This is a genomic window from Synechococcus sp. RC10B2, assembly GCF_047502635.1.
Window position 1 is genome coordinate 1 of record NZ_JANSHO010000086.1, and the last position, 18,135, is coordinate 18,135.

The window sequence follows — 18,135 nt, forward strand, 5'->3', positions numbered from 1 at the left end:
AGATGGAGATGAGCTACCTAATTATGGTGAAAAACCCGACGGGTGGAGACCCTCTAGGCTGAGGCGAATGCTGCCACCAACCTACTTAAGAAAGTCAGCAGAACCTTGGGGCTTTGCGTGAAGGAACTGTCTAGAGGCGCTTTGACAACGCCGTTACGGGTTCTTTTGTGGACTGCGTAAGAATCCCCCGCCTTTAGGCGGTGGGAGTGTCAATTCTGGCTTTCCCGAACTCCTCTTCTTCCACCAAAATCACCGGGATGGGGCTGGTCTCCAACACCGCTTGCGAAGTGGATCCCAGCAATACTTGCTCCCAGCCGCGCTGGCCCCGCTTGCCCATGACTATATCGGTAACCTGACGCTCCTGGGCTAGGCCCACGATGGTCTCTGCCAAAGGCCCGGAGGCCAGGCAAAATTCGTGGCGAATGTCGGCCAAGAGGCGCTGGGCCAGCTGCCGCAACTGTTCTACTCTCTTCCCCTGCGGCTCGTCGGTAACATGGAGCACAATCACTTCCCCGTCCAGCCGCCGCGCCAGATCCGCTGCCTTGCGCAGCACTGCCTCGGCCAAGGGAGAAGTATCGACGGCTGCCAAGAAGCTCACCTTGCCCTGGCTGCCCACCTTGGTGGGATCCACCTCCCCTTTTTCCAGCAGGCGAGGGGCAAAGACCTGGGTCAGCCAAGCCCCTAGGGGTGCTGTGGCCAGAATCGACAAGGCCGCTATGGCCAGGATGGTCTCTCCGCCAGGGATCCCTTGGGCCAAGGGGATGCCGCCGATGGCCGCCTGCACCGTGGCCTTGGCCATGTTGCCCGGCAGCAAAAAGAGCCGCTCCCGCCAGTTCCAGTTGCTCCCTACCGTGGAAAGCCACCAGCCCAGGCCCCGGCCCAACAGCAGGCTCAGGGTCAAAAGCAGCAAGCCGGGCAAGAGCAGGGATCCCAGTACCTGCAGATCCAAAGAGGCCCCCAGCAGGACAAACAGCACGATCTCCGCCACCGTCCAGAGGGCGTCGAACCCAAGCCGCAGCCGCCGCGCCAGCGGCCCATCCAGTTGGACGAGAAAAAACCCCAGGGCCATCACCGCCGGGTAGCCGGAAAAATAGGGCCACACCTGCGACGCCAACACCAGGCCCAGCGCCAGGCAGGCTGCCAGCAACACCTCTTGCGTGCTGTTGCGCGTCCAGTTCTGCTGCACCAGGAGCGCCACCAAAAGCCGCGCCCCCAGGTAGCCGATGGCCACCCCCAGCAGGATCTCCATCCCCACCTGGAACGGCAGCCACTGCAGCGGCGACAGCTCCAGGCCGAACAGGCGAAGGCCCTCTGGAGATCCCTGCCCCAAAAAGCTCAGCAACAGGCTAAAGCCCAACAGCAGCAGCACGTCGGAAAGGGCGCTGCCGGTCAAAATGGCGTCCGGGATCCCTTTGGCCACCCCCCAGCCCAAGCTCTTGAGGCGCAACATCCCCGGCACGATCACCGCCGGCGACTCCGCCCCAATCACGCAGCCCAACAGCAAACCGGTAGGCCAGTCCAACCCCAGGATCCAGCGGCTCAAGAGCGCCACCGCCAGCGCCTCACAGGCTGCCGGCAAAAACCCCAGCCGCAGCGCCACGGATCCCTGCTGGGCCAGCTTTTCCCGATCCAGCCCCAGCCCGGCCTTCATCAGGATAATCGTGACGGCCACCAAGCGCAGATCCCCGGCTGCCGCCAACAGCTCTGGGGACAAGACCTCTTGCAACAGGATCCCGACCAGGATCATCCCCACTAGCGGCGGCATTCCCAGCCGGCCCAGGATCTGGCCGACAAAAAAGCCCATCCCCAAGATCCACAGCCAACTGCCCAGCATCAACAAAACCTCTCTCCTCGCCGTCCGCGTGTTGAAGGGCAGCCCAGGGAGAAAAAGCCGTTCGCGTTTCTGCGGGGTGAGAACTCAACATCAAAGACTCCCACTCCCTGGATCTGCCCAGAAGAGTAGGAGTCATCAGCCCCAGCTCTAAGTCTTAGAGAAACTTTATCCCTAGGATCTGCCTGAGGCGGTTGCGGCGAACCCCATCGCCCGTTGCCGGGAAGGACCAAGCAGCCTGCCCGCAACACATGTGCCCCTTACCATATCACGCCCCATCTTCCACCGCAACCAAGCGATAGGGGTGATGGGAACGGCCAATGGAGCCATAGAAATCGCTGCAGACATTGTGGGTAAAGCGATCGCTGAGGCCGCGGGTAACCTGCTGCACCACCTGGCTGCCCACTTTCTGAACCAACTTGCGCGGCAGAACCTGCAAAAACTTGGGCAAATGCAGCCGGATATTCAGCTGGAGATCCCAGTGGACGCGGGTGGTGGCCAGGGATCCCGGTAGTTCTTCCAGCCGGAAGCTGGCCCGACAATCCACCCAGTAGGGCAGGGCAGCATCCCCCGGCAGCTCAATGGAAGTCAGCCGAAATAGGTAATCTTCCTCCGGCCAAATCTTGATCCCAAAGCTGGGCTCCAGCTCAAATCCTAGGCCGCCCATGCGGAAGAACTGCAGCCTGTAGGTTTCAGCAGAGAGGGGCTCCACTCGCAACGGCTGGAAGCAGCGCTGGATCCACTGGCCATGGCCCCGCAGGTAACAAGCCAACGTCTCCCGATCGGTTTCCAGATCCACCTGGCCCCGTCGCCCGGCCTGCAACTCCAAGGGGGTCTTGGCTGGGGGCTGATCCATCTCCTCCAAAAGCGGCTCCCCTCCCTTGGACAGAGCACCTTCACTGAGGGGAACGACGGGCTTGGAGCTGGCGATAGACATCCCTAACATCTACCTGATAGTGAGCAAGAGCCACGAGGCAGTGGTACCAGAGATCCGCCACCTCGCGGGCCAGGGCTGCCTTGTCTCCCTCTTTTGCCGCCATCACCACTTCAGCCGTCTCCTCGCCGAGTTTTTTCAGGATGGCGTTGTCTCCCTTGGCCAGCAGGCTGCTGGTGTAGGAATCGGGCCGGGGATCCGCCTGGCGGGCCTTGACCACGGCAAACACCTGCGACAGGGTATCGGCGGCCGGCATGGGATCCCCTTCCTTCTCGGGGAGAGTGCGGAAGAAGCAGCTTCGCGCCCCTGTGTGGCAGGCCGCCTCTCCCACCTGCTCCACCAAGATAACCAGCGCGTCGCTGTCGCAGTCGTAGCGGATTTGCTTGACCCACTGCACGTGGCCAGAAGTTTCCCCCTTGGGCCACAGCGCCTGGCGGGAGCGGCTCCAGAACCAGGTGCGGCCCGTTTCCAGAGTCTTCTGCAGCGACTCGCGGTTCATCCAGGCCATCATCAGCACCGTCCCGTCCAGGTAGTCCTGCACGATGGCCGGGATCAAACCCTGTTCGTTGTAGCTGAGGTTGTCTAGATGGGCGATCTCCGCCGGCAGAAGAGTGCGGGGCAGATTTGCTGAAGCAAGAGAGGCCGAAGCAACAACCATCAAAGGCGGCAGAAAATCAGAAAGGTTAAAGATTCCTGAAAGCAGGATAGCAGAACTCGCCCCAGAAAGGATATCTCTCACTCCCCCCAGATCCCAACCCCGCTCGGCCACTTTCACGCGCAACAGTCGCGACCAGCCTGGCTTCTGCCGGGAGAAACTTCACCCTGCAAACCAGGGGGGCCTAGCCTGGCTTTGGCCTCAGCTTGAGGTTAAATCGCTGCGCTCACCAACTCTTTGCAGCTATGGCTGTGGGGAGTATGTCAATCCAGAGCCGCTCTCGGCAGCAGCTTCCGGGTCGGCTTGCGCTCCAGAGGCCAAGTTGGCCGCTCCAGACGGGTATCCACCAACACAGAGGCTGGGGCGAGATTAACCCGCTCCAGTAAGCGTTGCAGCAGTTGAGCATCGATGGCATCCACCCTAAGGACTCCGTCCCACGGACGCGATCGGGACAGGGTTGCCGTTCCCGCCACCAGGGGAGTGGGGGTTGTTTGCGGGGATCCCGTCTCACCGCCCCCAGCTAAGGACTCCGTCCCGCTGACGCGATCGGTCAACAGCAACTCTGCCACTGCCTGGGCCACCTCATTGCCATACACCCCATCGGGGCCAGAGGGGAGCAGATCCAGCCGTCCCTGCTGAGCGGCCAGGCGGCTTAAGCCCAGTTGCACCGCCACCACGGCCGGGCCCCGCTCCCCCCGCTTGAGGGTGCGCTGGCCGGCCAGGATGCTCTCCAGCTGCGCCTTGGCCACTTCCTGGTCGCCGCTGGGGAGCAACTGCACCAGCCCCTCCAGCCGGCTGCCGGGAGAGTTGGCGCTTGCCTGCTGCTGGGGATCCTCCCTCCACAAACGGGTTAGGTCGTAGAGCAAAATGGCATGGGGCACCGGGCGGCTGGGCTGGTTGGGGCCGGCATGGCCAGTGGCCAGAATTTCTCCTCGGTAAACCAACGAAGTGCTAAAGCCAGAGTCCAGCAGCACCGCCTCGCGGATCCCGATTTTGGGCAATAGGCTAGCCAGGATGGCGGCGTTGACGTGGGTTTTGGTAACTCCGATTACCACCTGATCCTGGTCGTCCACCCCAAAAAAGGCGCGGGGTCGGAACTCGGCGGCGCTAGAGAGGCGAAACGAGTCAATCTCCGCTGGCGAAAGGGCCCGGCCATCCTTGACCAGCCACAAGCCCGCCACAAACAGGTCCGTGACATCCGGCATGAGCTGGCGAAGGTTGTCGAGCTGAGTCATCGTGTCGGGATCAAAAGGCACAAAGCGCAGCCGATCCCTGCCCAGCAGCACCAGGGGGCGACCGCGCACCACCTTGTCGTCTTCGGGGCGACCGGGGATGAAGGTCTTGTGGTTGGCAGCCATCACCGGCCCCACCATGACGTTGCTGGCGGAGTTAATCCAGGGAATGGAGAAGAAGCTGCCGTTAATGCCCGCATCGGCCTGGTAGCGCTGGACTAGGGTCCTTACCTCGTAGCGCCGTTCTGCGTGCACTGTGGCTGCCCGTCCGCCGCGGATGGTGAGGATCCTCACCCCGTCAATGACCTCATCGGTCGGGGCCAGGGGCTGAGTCACATCCAGCCAGTAGTCGGGGCTGCGGCTGAGGGTGAAGGTGCGGGCGCCGATGATGGCCTCGGTGATGCGAAACTGGTTAAAGCGCCGTACCTCCAGCAAGTTGGGCGACTGTCCCGTAAAGCCGGGATCCATCGTAAAGGCCATCCAGTAACCCGCCTCGGCCAGGTATTGCTTTACCCGCTCGTCCCGATTGCCTTCCGGATAGGCGAAGTAGTGGATGGGGTGGCCCAGCTCCTCTTCCAGCTTGGTCTTGCAGTCAAACACCTCTCGCCGCAGACGGTTGTCGTCTAGCACCCGCAGGTCGGGAGGATGGTTAACGGTGTGGGCGGCAAAGTCGATCAACCCACTGGCGTCCATCTCCCGCATCTGATCCCAGGTGAAGTGATCTTTGCTGGTGGGCACGCCGACAAAGCCGGTCTGCACAAAGTAGGTGGCGGGGTAGTTGTACTCCTTCAGGAGGGGGTAGGCGTTCTCGTACAGGCCCAGGTAGGCGTCGTCAAAAGTGAGCAAAATGGCTTTCTCCGGCAAGGGATCCCCGTCCCGCAGGTGTTTGTAAAGCTGGTCGATGTGGATGGGAATCAGCCCCGCCTGCTTGATGGCTTCAAAGTGCTGTCGCAGCTCCGCCGCCGTGGTGTCAAACCAAACCTCTTTGCGGCCGGCCACCACATCGTGATACATGATGGCGGGCACGTAGGAGAGGCTGGCCAAGGGATCCAACGCAAAGGGATCCCGCTGCAGTTGCGGCTGTTGGGGGAGGGGCGGGCGCTGTCGGGCTGCCTTGGCCTCGGCCCGAGGCGCTGGCAACTCGGCTGGGGGTGGCAGCAGCCCCGACAGGCGGCTCACCCAACCAGGATGGGCAGTGGCCCAGGCCACCAGGGCTCCCGTCCCAAATCCCAGCACTGTGGTCAACAAAGCCAAGAAGCGGAGCAGCCGGAAGCGCAACTGGGTTGGCGGTCGCTGCGCAGAGCTAGAAAGACTTCGGCCCAGGAAGGGGGATCCCCTTTTTGCCCTAGGAACTGGATGGCCGCCCCGGCGCGTCGGCGGCTGTCGAGACGTCATGTCCTCCTCCTCACCGGCAAAACCAACGTCAGTCTACCACCCCCATCTCCTGGTTGGGGATAGGGAAGCCCTTGCCCGTGGTTCCCTCCAAAACGCCCAGGGATCCCTTTCCTCGCCCAGGTAGCACCCCAGCCCATAGAAGTGGCAGCAGAGCCAAAGCCCACCGCCCCAGATGCCTTCCAGGCAAGTTAGTCGAGGTTGCTCAACAAATTGGACTCCGTAATGCTGACGATCTTGCCCCCCCTTTGGGTAATCCGCTTTACTTCTTGAGAAAGGCGGCTGAAGGGCACTTTGTACTCGACAACGCTTTTGCGCACGCCCCCTCCCACCAGACCGGCTACCTTGATGGTGAAGATCTTGTCGCTGTTGGGCAGGGACGAGGCTGCCGAAGGGGCAACCTGAGCAGGTTTGGTCGCTGGAGCCGCTTCCGCTTGCGGTGCAGCGGCACTCTCCCGCTCCAGAAGCAGCCGCCAACTGCGAGGATAGGCGGGAGCCAGACGATAAACCACCTTGTAAGAGCCGGTTACATGGTCATCTTCCGACTCCACCCTCACCACTGTTCCTGCTGGGATATCCAGTTTGGCGCCCTTGGACATGACTTTAATTCCAGGCCAATTGGTGGGCACATCCGTCAGCAGCTCAACTTCAAAGGACTGATCCCCCAACAACAACTTGGCCATGTGAATAACTCCGTTTTGCTCATCAGCAGGCGGCAGCCGAAGATCTGTGGCCGACCACGGCTTCACCGCTAGACATTTTACCGTTGCGGCTGCACCCCCTGAAGCTTCCCGCCGGCATCTGTCATCGAAAGTGGGTTTGTTGTAGATTTGTTAAGAAGTTGTAGTTGTCCCGAAGGTGGAGGGATCCCTATGCTGAGTGTGGCTCTGCCCGATCTGTCGGCAACTTCGGAGAGGTTGACGGCCGCCTTGCAGCCAGTGGCCCAGTTTTTTGCCGGCTTCAACCTGCCCCAGCCAATCGTGCAATGGGGACATCCTTTGATGATGGGCATTGTGGTAGTGGTCATGGGCAGCTTTGTCGGCCTGACCGGCTGGCGGGGGCGGGTCTTGCGCCTAGCAGCCGAGGGATCCCTGCCGGAATCGGCCCAAAAGCCGCTTTGGGATCACCGCAAGCTGGCCCCTTGGATGGCCACCTTCATTGCCCTAGGCTACACCGGCGGCCTTCTCTCCTTGGTCATGCAGGGCCAGCCCCTGCTGAGCAGCCCCCATTTTTGGACGGGATCCCTGGTGTTGCTGCTGTTGGCAGCCAACGGTGCCCTGTCCCTAAGTGGCTTTGGGGGCAACCGCGAGGCCCTGCGCACCACCCATGCCTACTTAGGCAGCCTCATCCTCTGCGTGCTCTTCGCCCATGCTTTGCTGGGACTGAAGCTGGGCCTATCTCTGTAGGCGATCCCGGCTTTCTTCCTTCCAGTGCCTGGGGTGGGGGCGTTGCTCAGCGAAGTAAGCAGAACCTTAGGGCTTTGCCCTAGAGAACTGTGTAGGGGCGTCTTGACAACGACTTGATGAGTCCGCTTGTGGACTGCGTAGGAATCCCCCGACTTTAGTCGGGGGAGTGTTTCGGGACAAAGAGACGGCCCCAGAAGTTGTAGCCGAGGGATTTTTCTGGAACTTCAAGGGAGATGAGGCTCTGTTCCCGCTGGTTTCCGAAGCCTAACGAATTCGTCTAGCCCACTTTTCAATCCCCTACTTCCAGTTCATACCTCCCTGGCGGAACCTCTGCCCTACCAGATTAGCGCCGTCTATGAAAAAATGCTGACGCGGCAGCCGCTGCGCTTTTTGCTGGCTGAAGATCCCGGCGCCGGCAAGAGAGTTATGGCGGGGCTCTTGATTCGCGGCAATCTGCACCGTTGTCTCATTGTCTGTCCTGGCAGCCTAGTGCTGCAGCGGATTGAAGCTGCGCGAACGGGAAATTTGTTTCAAGAGATCCCTTTGCTGATTGCCCGGCTGGATAAACTGAGCCGAGATGAGGCGCTGCAAGAAAAGCTGAAGGCAACAGATTGGGATTTGATTGCTGTCAATGAGGCTCACAAGCTCTCGGCCTCTTTTTTCGGCGGAGAAGTCAAGGAAACCAAGCGCTATAAGCTAGGTAAGTTGCTCTCCCAGCTAACGCGCCATTTCTTGCTAATGACAGCTACCTCCCACAATGGTAGGGAAGAGGATTTTCAGCTCTTCCTAGCCCTTCCGGGCGGGGATCGCTTTGAGGGAAGATTCTCAAGAAAGTGATGGCAATTATTGCGGAACAACCAGACTTCTACCTGTGGCAGTATCAAGAACTCTTGCGGGAGGGCTTAGCGATTGATGTGAGTACCGTCACGATACACAATCTCTTGAAAAAGCAAGGAATGACTCTAAAAAAAGACTTACCGCAGTGCGAGAGACCAAGAAGAAGAGGTGCAAAGAGAACGACTAGCTTATAGTCAAGAAGTCAGGGATATTCCAGCGGAGGATTTGATTGCCCTCGACCAGACAGGGGTGTGGGAGGGAATGAAACGGGGAGTAGCTCGGAAAAGAGGGCCTATGAGCAGGAGACAGGCACTGGCTAGAGCAGTTCTGGGCGGCTTAGCTTGTGTCGGCTTAGGTTTTGGGTGTGGTCGCGGCCCTTGGCTGCGCCAGTTGGGCACCCCTTCCTCTGACGAAGCCCGCGCCATCGCGATTGATGCCCAGGGAAATGTTTGGGTGGCAGGGGTAACCGAGGGAAACTTTTTTGGCCAAAGCTCGGCGGGGAGCAGCGATGTTTTCTTGCGCAAGTACACAAGAGGATAGCTTGGTAGCCCCGTACTTGAGTGCGGGGCGGAAAAGCCCTTGAGCAACTTTAGTTGCTTCTTTGTTATAGTTAGTACAGAGCTTCTCCAGGAAAACAACCTACTGCGGTGCAAAACCCGCGCGGCAATAACTAACCTGGAGGAACTTAAGTCCGAAGTAAGCAGAACTTTGAGGTTATGCCTCAAAGGACTGTCTAGGGGCGTCTTGACAGCGCCTTCGCGAGTCCATTTTGGGCTGCGTAAGAATCCCCTGGGTGGGAGTGTCAACCAGGGAACTTTCCCCGGCCAGACCAGCGCCGGCGGGCAGGCTGCTTTTGTGCTTAAGTACGGTCGCTAAGCTGAGGTGTACGCTGAGGAGAAGTTACTGGCGGAGCGCTTGGCGCTGGCTCTATGCATCGGATAGCCGCTTTGCCAGGGGGATGGGATCCTTCGCAAGGCGGGGTCGTTTTCCTGGAGCAGGATCCGGCCCCCATCGTTGTCCTGTCGGCAGCCGACACGGATCTGACGGCCTTGAGCGCGGCGATGCGGCTGCTGCCGGCTGATTTTCCAGCGGTGCGGGCGGCCAATTTGCTGCAGTTGCAACAGCCCCTGAGCATCGACGACTACGCCGAGAAAGTGTTGCGGCGGGCCCAGGTGGTGCTCCTTCGCCTTTTGGGGGGAAGGGCCTACTGGAGCTATGGCCTGGAGGTGGCCAAAGAGGTAGCGGCAGCAGCGGGATCCACCCTGATTGTGATCCCTGGGGATGACCGCCCCGACTGGGATTTGGTCAGCCACTCCACCGTGCCCCTAGCGGTGGCAGACCGGGTGTGGCAGTACTGGCTGGAAGGGGGGGCGGCCAATGTGGCGGCCTGCTTGAAACTCTTGGCCAGGGAGTTCCTGGGGCAGGAGTACGCCGTGCCGGAGCCGCAGGTGCTGCCCCGCCTGGGGATCTACCATCCCCCCCTGCCCAGGGATCCCCACGCCCCCAAGGTAGGGATCCTGCTCTACCGGGCCCATGTTTTGGCGGGGAATACGCAGCCCATAGATGTCCTGGCCGAAGCCCTGCAGGAGCGGGGGTTGCAGCCGCTGTGTCTTTATACCTACAGCCTGCAGGAGCCGGACTTGCCCCAGGCCATGCGGGAGCACTTCGGCGGCCAAATTGAACTTTTGTTGAACACCACCAGTTTTTCCCTCGCTCGGCTGGAGAGCGAGCAGCCCGATGTTCGCCTTTGGCAGGAGCTGGATGTGCCGGTTGTGCAGGTGGTCTTGAGCAGCGGGTCGCGGGAGCGCTGGGAGAACGCCACGCGAGGCTTGGGGGCGCGGGATCTGGCCATGAACGTGGTGCTGCCAGAGGTGGACGGGCGCATCCTCAGCCGGGCCATCTCGTTCAAGACGGTTCAACAGTGGGATCCCCGCCTGCAGACGGAGATCATGGCCTATGAGGCCGTGCCGGATCGGGTGGCGTTTGTGGCCGAGCTGGCGGCCAACTGGGTAAAGCTGCGGCGCACCCCTGCCGAGCAGCGCCGTCTGGCCTTGATTTTGGCCAACTACCCCAGCCGGGATGGGCGGCTGGCCAATGGGGTAGGGTTGGATACACCGGCAAGCTGCGTCGAGATCCTCAAAGCCCTGGCGCAAGCCGGCTACCGCGCCTGTCCACTGCCCCAGAGCGGAGATGAGCTCATCCGCTGGCTAACCCAGGGCCAAACCTATGATCCGCTGGGATCCCTACGCCCGGCGCGGCAGGTGCTGCCGGCTGCCCTCTATCGGGAGTGGTTTGCCCAGTTGCCTGCCGCTGTCCAAGGCGATCTGCTGCGGCAGTGGGGGGATCCGCCTGCCCACGACATCCCCATTGTCGGCCTGCAGTTGGAGCACGTTTTTGTCGGGATCCAGCCGCCGCGGGGCTACGACCGGGATCCCTCTTTGAACTACCACGCTCCGGATCTGGTGCCACCCCACGAGTACCTGGCCTTTTACCTGTGGCTGCGCCAGGTGTTCGGCGTCCACGCGGTGGTGCATGTGGGCAAGCACGGCAACCTGGAGTGGCTGCCCGGCAAGGGATCCGCCCTTTCCGCCACCTGCTACCCAGAAATTGCCCTAGGGCCTCTGCCCCACTTCTATCCTTTCATCGTCAACGACCCCGGCGAAGGATCCCAGGCCAAGCGGCGGGCCCAAGCGGTGATCCTCGACCACCTCACCCCGCCCCTGACCCGCGCCGAGCTCTACGGCCCCTTGGCAGAGTTGGAGCGGCTGATGGACGAGTACTACGAGGCCCAGCAGATGGATCCGGGCCGCTGCCCCCTGATTCGCGCCCAGATCCAAGAGCTGGTTCGCCGAGAGCAGCTGGACTGGCAGTTCAACCTGGAGAAAGAGGAAGACTGGGGCCGCCTCGATGGCTACCTCTGCGAGCTCAAAGAATCCCAGATCCGGGATGGGCTGCACATTTTTGGCCGCACCCCCACTGGCGAGCAACTGGTGGATCTCCTGTTGGCCCTGGCCCGCTACCCGGGCGCTGGCCAGTTGGGCCTCACCCAGGCCATTGCCCGCGACTGGGGCTGGGACTGGGATCCCCTAGCCGTTGACCTGACAGAGCCCTGGCCGGACAAACCGCCGGCTTAGTTGCAAGAAAAGGCTCGTTGTCTCGATCCCCAACCCCCCTCTCCCTCTGGGAGAGGGGCCGGGGGTGAGGGGTTGACGTTTTAATAGCGAGTTAATAGCGAGATTGGAAGTTGCGCCGCCGCTCGCCGCCGTTACCAGAGCGGAAACCGGAGGTGGGGCGTTCTTCCCGCGGGCGAGCCTTGTTGACCTTGAGGTCGCGGCCCATCCATTCCGCGCCATCCAGAGCGGCAATGGCAGCCTGCTCTTCGGCCTCAGAGCTCATTTCCACAAACCCAAAGCCGCGGATGCGGCCCGTCTCGCGGTCGGTGGGGATCTGCACCCGCTTCACAGAACCGTACTCGGCAAACACAGCGGTCAATTCCGCTTCCGTCACCTTAAAGGAAAGGTTACCTACATAAATCGACATCGACGATCTCCGAAAGAGAGAGGAACAAGCGAGATATTCGGAGAGCCGTCTGCCAATACAAAACGTGAAAACCCGTCCAGACCGGAAGAACCGAACGCTACAACCGACATTTATCTCGAGCTAAGCCTTATCGTAACACAGAGATGGGGAATGGCCACTGCAATTTCGCAAAAATAGCCGGTGCCATTAAGCTCGAGGCTACGAAAGTCGGCTGCCCAGGGCAAGAGCCGCCAAGGAGAGCGCTCCCCACTGCTCTAGCCCAACTTTTCCATGCGGGCTTGCAAAAGCTGCATCTGGGCCTCCAGCTCCGCCAGTTGCTCGCGGCTGGCCTGCACCACTTCGGGGTTGGCCCGGCTGAGGAAATTGGGGTTCTCCAGGCGGGCGCGGATCCCTTGGGCTTCTTTTTGCAGCTTGGCCAGATCTTTTTGCACCTTGGCCCGCAGCGCCTCCACATCCACCAGCCCTGCCAGGGGCACCACCACCTGCACTGTGCCCACTACGGCAGCCGCCACCTGCTTGGGATCCCTGGCCAGGGATCCCGTGATTTCTAAGGACTCCACCTTGGCCAGCTCGCGGATGTAGGCCTGGGCGGCGGTGAGAATCTGCTGCTCCTCAGGATCCTCGGTAACCAGCAGGGCAGTGATGGTCTGATGGGGCTTGAGGCCAGCTTCCGCTCGCAGGTTGCGCAGGCTAGTGATGAGTTGGGTGACCAAGCCAAACTCCCGCTCCAGTTGCGGGTTAACCCAGCTGGGGTCGGGGGTGGGATAGGGCTGGACGGAGATGGAGGTGGCTTGGTTGGCCTGGGTGAGGAGCTGCCAGACTTCTTCGGTGATATGGGGCATCCAGGGGTGCAGCAGCCGGAGGATGGTCTCCAGCACGCTGGCCAACACCTGCTGTGCCGTGCGCTTGGAGGTGGGGTCTTCCCGCCGCAGCCGCGGCTTGACCAGCTCGATGTACCAGTCACAAAAGTCATCCCAAATCAGGGAGTACAAGAGCCGCGCCCCCTCGCCCAGGCCGTAGGCTTCCAGCTCTTCAATAACCTGGGTGGCCGTGGAGTGCAGCCGCGACAGGATCCAGCGATCGGCCAGCTCCAGCGCCTCCGGAGCCGGGGATCCCAGTTGGGCGGGGGTTTGCCCCTCTAGGTTCAGCAGCACAAAGCGGGAGGCGTTCCAGATCTTGTTGGCAAAGTTGCGGGCCGCCTCGACGCTGGCGCTCTCGCCAGTCTTGCGGTCGTAGGCCAGGCGGATATCCTGGCCGGCCCCCACCACTTCTTTAACCAAAGCGTAGCGCAGGGCGTCGGTGCCGTACTTGTCCAAAAGCTCGATGGGATCGATGCCGTTGCCCTTGGACTTGGACATTTTCGCCCCGTGCTCGTCCCGCACCAGGCCGTTGATGTAGACATCTTTGAAGGGGATCTGGCCGGTAAACTGCACTCCCATCATGGCCATGCGGGCCACCCAGAAGAAGATGATGTCGAAGCCCGTAGACATCAGGGAGGTGGGGTAGTAGCGCTTGAAGTCCTCCGTCTCCTCCGGCCAGCCCAGCGTGGAAAAAGGCCACAGCGCCGAGCTAAACCAGGTGTCCAACACATCGGGATCCCGCTCCAGCCGCTCCACGTCGGGGCCGAACTTCTCCCGCGCCTTGGCCCACGCCTCTTCGGCGTTGCGGGCCACCACAAAAGCCTGCGGATCCTCAGGGAGCTGGCCGTCGATGACCGCATACCAGGCCGGGATCTGGTGCCCCCACCACAGTTGCCGCGAGATACACCAGGGGCGCAGCTTCTCCAGCCAGCCCGTGTAAACCTTGGTCCAGCGCTCCGGAATAAAGCGGGGGTTGTGGTGTTCCCGCTCCTCCTGCAAGCAGCGGGCCGCCATCCCAGAAACATCGCAAAACCACTGAATGGAGAGCAGCGGCTCAATGGGCACACCCCCGCGGTCGCTGTAGGGCACGCTGTGGGTGTACTCCTCCACCTTCTCCAGCAGGCCGTGCTCAGCAAACCACTGCACCACCTTCTCGCGGGCCACAAAGCGATCCAGGCCGGTGAAGGGATCCCCGTTCTCGTTGAGGGTGCCGTCCTTGTTGAGGATGTTGATCAAGGGCAACTGGTGGCGCTGGCCCATCTCAAAGTCGTTGGGGTCGTGGGCTGGGGTAACCTTGACGCATCCAGACCCAAAGGTGGGATCCACATACTCGTCGGCAATGATGGGGATAAGGCGATCCTTGATGGGCAGCCGAATGAACTGGCCGATGAGATGGCGGTAGCGCTCGTCTTGGGGGTTGACCGCCACGGCTGTATCCCCTAGCATCGTCTCAGGGCGAGTGGTGGCCACCACCAGGTACTGGCTGGGGTCGGCAGCCAAGGGGTAGCGGAAATGCCAGAGGTGGCCCTTGACCTCTTTGTTGTCCACCTCGATGTCGGAGACCGCTGACTGGGTGGCCGGACACCAGTTGACCAGATACTCGCCCCGATAGATGAGCCCTGCTTCGTAGAGGCGGACAAAGGCTTCTGTAACGGCTCGGCTCAGCCCCTCATCGAGGGTAAAGCGATCCCGTGTCCAGTCCAGCGACAAGCCCAGCCGCCGCAGTTGGCTTTTGATGGTGCCCTGCGACTCCTCCTTCCAAGCCCAGGCCCGCTCTAGAAAAGCCTCGCGGCCCAGGTCAAAGCGGCTCTTGCCCTCCTGGCGCAGTTGGTTTTCCAGAATGGTGTGCACGGCAATGCTGGCATGATCCGTGCCCGGCAGCCAGAGGACGTTGTAGCCGCGCATGCGCTTGTAGCGCACCACCACATCTGGCAGGGTAAAGGCAAAGGCATGGCCCATGTGCAGGCTGCCCGTGACATTGGGCGGGGGCAGCACCATGCTGAAGGCTTCCCCCGGCGCCTTGGGATCCGCCACGTAAAACCCCTTTTCCTCCCAAAAGCGCTGCCACTTCGGCTCGGTCTCGAAGGGGTTGTACTGGCTGGGCAGGTTGGCGGAGGAAATTGCAGCAGTCATAGGGAGGATAGGCCAACGGCTGAGAAGGATGAATCACTTTATCTTTATAGAGTAGCAGTTCAACCCTTTCCTTTGCCCTTCGGGGTAGAGTGGCCCATCGGTCTTGACCCCGATCACACAGCTAGAGAGGGATTCCGAGCTAGGGTACTGACATCCTCAGCGTTTGGGTACGGCGTTATGTTCAGATCATTGACGGCAACGGTACTGATGGCCCTGATGGCTCTATCCCCTGGGATCCCTGCCTTGGCGCAACAGGACTGGAAGAGCATGACTCTAGTCAATAATAAGCTCAACTATACTGAACTGAAAATAATGTATAATATGTTCAGTACGGATTACTACCAGTTGATCTTTCTGTTTACTTTCGAGTCTGCCAACATGGTAGCCAAAGCAAAGCAGAAAATTGGTAGTAAGACGACACGGAAACTGCGCTTTGGGTATTCTACTCAAAGCTTTGCGGGATACCGCCATTCTGTTTGGAAACAAACAGAATGCTATCGCTGCATAGTTGAACAGTGATGTTCAGCAGTGTTCAGCGTAAATGTATCAGATCAGAGAGAGACATCCTACTTTGTCGTGGGGAGCCTTTTGAACCAGGCTCTCTGGCAGGTTATGAAGCTTGCTTCAGTGCTCGCCTTCATCCGGATGAACAATCCTGGCCGCCTTCACTACCCCTGATAGGCCTGTATTTTACCCCGCACTCTGACTACTCTTTTTGCTTTGTAGGTGCAGGAAAGGCCGGTAGCCTGGAGGCAATTCTCGTCGGTCGAAGTGGAGAGTTCGTGTTTGGCCTAGATCGCCCTCTGGCCCCTTCTGAACTAGAAGTAGAAACCCCCCAGATTATCCAGCGAAAAGCCCGCATTCTCGAGGTAGAGGTAGACAAACATCACACTTTCAGTATCAGCCAACTGGTGGTTTACGACGAAACCGAGTTGAACTTGGAGGGGTTCGTGCCTGTGACTGCGCCTCCAGGATACCTCATTTTGCCGGACGAGTCTTTAGAGGCTCCCCAGTGCCAAGCCATTTTGAATTGAGGACTCCTCCACTTGTAACTGGTGTGCGTTCTTGGGTTTTGGCAGGCTTACGAGATGGCTCTAGAGCCCAGAGTAAGCGTTGAGCCATTCCAGACATTCCATAAAGTAAAACACCAGCGGCCCGGTAAAGACGTAGCTATCGCCCCGATCCAAAATGCCGCCGTGGCCGGGAATGAGATCCCCGGAGTCTTTTACTCCCGCATCCCGTTTCATGAGGGACTCGGTGAGATCCCCCAGCAGGCTGGTTAACCCAATCAAAAACCCCAGCACGCTGCCGCTCAGCCAGCTCCAGGGCCAGTTTAGGTAGTGGGCTCCCAGCATAGCCAGGGCCATGCTGGCTGCGATCCCGGCTACCGCCCCTTCCACCGTCTTTTTCGGGCTGAGGATGGAGAGCTTGGTGCGCCCAAAGGCCCGACCACACAGGTAGGCCGCTACATCGGCAGCGATCACGCAGCCAATGGCCAACAGCGTAATCCACAGGCCTTTGCCCAGCCCTTGCGCAAAAGACAAAGCCCTGACCCGAATCCAGAAGCTGGGCAGCAACGCACAGTAGAACAACCCCAAAATCGAGGTGGCAATATCGGCAATGGTGGCCACCTTGGGCTTAAAGAGCAAATAAAAACAGATGATGGATCCCGCCACGATAAAAGCAGGGCTGGTCCACTCGGGCTTGACCTGCTGCAAAATCACCAGCACCTGGCTGGAAAACATGGTGGTGCGCATGGCCGGCGCATTGCCCTTGGCCCGCACCAGACGAAAGAACTCCAGTTGGGCCAGAAAAATAATCAGCCCAAGGGCTGCCGTGAAGTACCAGCCCCCTAGCAGGGTAACCGTCAGGGCAAACAGCACCGCCACGAAACCGCTAACCCAACGGGCTCCCATAGGCGCACCCCGCTATGTTGGCCAGCCGTTCCGGTTCGGGGGAGAGATCCCAGCCACCCGAGACCCTTGCCAGGATGCCTGCTCTTGCGGCCTTCGCCTCAGCGGGACGGAGTTTTGACTTCGACGTGGCTGCTGCAACGGCAATGCCTCCTGCCTTAACCTTTCAGTCTACCGCTGGGATCCCCCTCGATCTCCAGTTGGCGGGATCGCAGGTGTTCCTGAGCGTGGGATAATTGAAAAGCCGCAAGAACGGGTTACCCTCAATTGAATTTCAGAATGGTTCAGGAACTTACCCCTCCCGTGGCTAGTCCCCGCATCTCCGCCGAAGAGGCTCGAATGCTCTACGAAGACATGGTGCTGGGCCGCCTGTTTGAGGACAAGTGCGCCGAGATGTACTACAAGGGCAAGATGTTCGGCTTTGTGCACCTGTACAACGGGCAGGAGGCTGTGTCCACGGGGGTGATCAAGGCGCTCAAGCCCACCGACTACATCTGCAGCACCTACCGAGATCACGTGCATGCCCTCAGCGCTGGGATCCCGCCGCGAGCGGTGATGGCGGAGCTCTTCGGCAAGGCCACTGGCTGCAGCAAGGGTCGGGGCGGCTCCATGCATCTGTTTTCGGCAGAGCACAACTTTTTGGGGGGCTATGCCTTTGTGGCCGAAGGGATCCCGGTGGCGACGGGAGCAGCGTTTTCGGCCAAGTACCGCGGCACCGACCAGGTGACCGTCTGCTTTTTTGGGGATGGAGCCTGCAACAACGGCCAGTTCTATGAATGCCTCAACATGGCCGCCCTCTGGAAGTTGCCCATCGTCTACGTAGTGGAAAACAACTTCTGGGCCATTGGCATGGCCCACAAACGGGCCACCTCGGTAACCGACATCTACCTCAAGGGCCCCGCCTTTGGCATGCCCGGCTACCAAGTAGACGGCATGGACGTGCTGGCAGTGCGGGAAGCAGCTCAGCAGGCCATCGCCCGCGCCCGTGCCGGAGAAGGCCCCACTCTCCTGGAGTGCCTCACTTACCGCTTCCGCGGCCACTCTCTGGCTGACCCCGACGAGCTGCGCAGCCCCGAAGAAAAGGAATTTTGGCGGCAGCGGGATCCCATCAAACGCCTGGAGCGCTACGCCTTGGAACACAACTTGATGACTGAGGCGGACTTCCAGGCCATTCACGAGAAAGTGAGCGCCGTAGTGGAAGACGCAGTCCTTTTTGCCCTGGAAAGCCCAGAGCCCACCCTGGACGAATTGCACCGCTTTGTTTTTGCCGAAGATGAGTAGCTAGGCATTGGGGCAGCGCAGCTTGCCCTCGGGCCGCCATTGCCGCCCTCTTGCCAAGCCTTGATGCTTACCATCAGAGAAACCTTGTCCAGGTCTGCGCTCTTGCGCAGATTTTTTTGTA

Annotated in this window: 15 protein-coding genes, 1 pseudogene and 1 riboswitch; of the genes and pseudogenes, 8 read left to right on the plus strand and 8 right to left on the minus strand. The window is 60.4% G+C overall.

The genetic code is table 11. The features are described from left to right. Positions 1 to 193: 193 nt before the first annotated feature. The 5 genes from NW855_RS13600 to NW855_RS13620 all read right to left on the minus strand — a co-directional run bounded on the left by NW855_RS13600 (position 194) and on the right by NW855_RS13620 (position 6,727). Positions 194 to 1,834: a cation:proton antiporter gene (locus NW855_RS13600; RefSeq protein ID WP_414402677.1), complete on the minus strand. Its 1,641-nt coding sequence runs from the start codon at positions 1,832 to 1,834 to the stop codon at positions 194 to 196. A gap of 119 nt (positions 1,835 to 1,953) precedes the next feature. Beyond that, positions 1,954 to 2,054, minus strand: a riboswitch (Fluoride riboswitch). 45 nt (positions 2,055 to 2,099) lie between these two features. Next, on the minus strand, positions 2,100 to 2,687 hold the full coding sequence (locus tag NW855_RS13605) for a DUF1997 domain-containing protein (protein ID WP_414402669.1): 588 nt from the start codon (positions 2,685 to 2,687) through the stop codon (positions 2,100 to 2,102). Between the two features lie 40 nt (positions 2,688 to 2,727). Further along, on the minus strand, positions 2,728 to 3,423 hold the full coding sequence (hisIE, locus tag NW855_RS13610; RefSeq protein ID WP_414402670.1) for a bifunctional phosphoribosyl-AMP cyclohydrolase/phosphoribosyl-ATP diphosphatase HisIE: 696 nt from the start codon (positions 3,421 to 3,423) through the stop codon (positions 2,728 to 2,730). A gap of 260 nt (positions 3,424 to 3,683) precedes the next feature. Further along, a complete protein-coding gene (locus NW855_RS13615) occupies positions 3,684 to 6,047 on the minus strand; it encodes a polysaccharide deacetylase family protein (protein WP_414402671.1) in 2,364 nt (787 codons plus the stop codon). Between the two features lie 188 nt (positions 6,048 to 6,235). Further along, the gene (locus NW855_RS13620) at positions 6,236 to 6,727 is read right to left on the minus strand and encodes a phycobilisome linker polypeptide (RefSeq protein ID WP_099812449.1); all 492 of its coding nucleotides are present in this window, start codon (positions 6,725 to 6,727) and stop codon (positions 6,236 to 6,238) included. Between the two features lie 189 nt (positions 6,728 to 6,916). Here NW855_RS13620 and NW855_RS13625 point away from each other — a divergent pair, with 189 nt between their 5' ends. The 5 genes and pseudogenes from NW855_RS13625 to cobN all read left to right on the plus strand — a co-directional run bounded on the left by NW855_RS13625 (position 6,917) and on the right by cobN (position 11,421). After that, entirely contained in the window at positions 6,917 to 7,450 is a 534-nt protein-coding gene (locus tag NW855_RS13625; protein WP_011429413.1) for a DUF4079 domain-containing protein, read from the plus strand. 390 nt (positions 7,451 to 7,840) lie between these two features. After that, complete coding sequence (locus NW855_RS13630; protein WP_414508934.1) at positions 7,841 to 8,287, plus strand: hypothetical protein; 447 nt, start codon at positions 7,841 to 7,843, stop codon at positions 8,285 to 8,287. After that, positions 8,278 to 8,569: pseudogene (locus NW855_RS13635) on the plus strand (IS630 family transposase); the annotation flags it as partial. The gene NW855_RS13630 and the pseudogene NW855_RS13635, both read left to right, overlap by 10 nt. Before the next feature lie 12 nt (positions 8,570 to 8,581). After that, the gene (locus NW855_RS13640) at positions 8,582 to 8,827 is read left to right on the plus strand and encodes an SBBP repeat-containing protein (protein ID WP_071813496.1); all 246 of its coding nucleotides are present in this window, start codon (positions 8,582 to 8,584) and stop codon (positions 8,825 to 8,827) included. A gap of 389 nt (positions 8,828 to 9,216) precedes the next feature. Continuing rightward, complete coding sequence (cobN, locus tag NW855_RS13645) at positions 9,217 to 11,421, plus strand: cobaltochelatase subunit CobN (protein ID WP_414402672.1); 2,205 nt, start codon at positions 9,217 to 9,219, stop codon at positions 11,419 to 11,421. A gap of 91 nt (positions 11,422 to 11,512) precedes the next feature. On the opposite strand, the gene NW855_RS13650 is transcribed toward cobN, so the two are convergent. Together NW855_RS13650 and NW855_RS13655 are read right to left on the minus strand one after the other, a co-directional pair. Beyond that, positions 11,513 to 11,827 carry an RNA recognition motif domain-containing protein gene (locus tag NW855_RS13650; protein ID WP_011429415.1) on the minus strand — a complete coding sequence of 105 codons (315 nt, stop codon included), beginning with the start codon at positions 11,825 to 11,827 and terminating at the stop codon, positions 11,513 to 11,515. A 254-nt stretch (positions 11,828 to 12,081) separates the two neighbouring features. Beyond that, positions 12,082 to 14,820 carry a valine--tRNA ligase gene (locus tag NW855_RS13655; protein ID WP_414508935.1) on the minus strand — a complete coding sequence of 913 codons (2,739 nt, stop codon included), beginning with the start codon at positions 14,818 to 14,820 and terminating at the stop codon, positions 12,082 to 12,084. 207 nt (positions 14,821 to 15,027) lie between these two features. Between NW855_RS13655 and NW855_RS13660 the strand changes: the two genes are divergently transcribed. Together NW855_RS13660 and NW855_RS13665 are read left to right on the plus strand one after the other, a co-directional pair. Beyond that, positions 15,028 to 15,339 carry a hypothetical protein gene (locus NW855_RS13660; RefSeq protein ID WP_414508936.1) on the plus strand — a complete coding sequence of 104 codons (312 nt, stop codon included), beginning with the start codon at positions 15,028 to 15,030 and terminating at the stop codon, positions 15,337 to 15,339. A 263-nt stretch (positions 15,340 to 15,602) separates the two neighbouring features. Then, positions 15,603 to 15,854, plus strand: a complete 252-nt coding sequence (locus NW855_RS13665; RefSeq protein WP_414508937.1) for a hypothetical protein — start codon at positions 15,603 to 15,605, stop codon at positions 15,852 to 15,854. Positions 15,855 to 15,914: 60 nt separating this feature from the next. Here the strand turns inward: NW855_RS13665 and NW855_RS13670 are convergent, their stop codons facing one another. Next, entirely contained in the window at positions 15,915 to 16,736 is an 822-nt protein-coding gene (locus NW855_RS13670; protein ID WP_414508938.1) for a phosphatidate cytidylyltransferase, read from the minus strand. Between the two features lie 276 nt (positions 16,737 to 17,012). Here NW855_RS13670 and pdhA point away from each other — a divergent pair, with 276 nt between their 5' ends. Then, positions 17,013 to 18,014 carry a pyruvate dehydrogenase (acetyl-transferring) E1 component subunit alpha gene (pdhA, locus tag NW855_RS13675; protein ID WP_414508939.1) on the plus strand — a complete coding sequence of 334 codons (1,002 nt, stop codon included), beginning with the start codon at positions 17,013 to 17,015 and terminating at the stop codon, positions 18,012 to 18,014. Positions 18,015 to 18,135 lie beyond the last annotated feature (121 nt).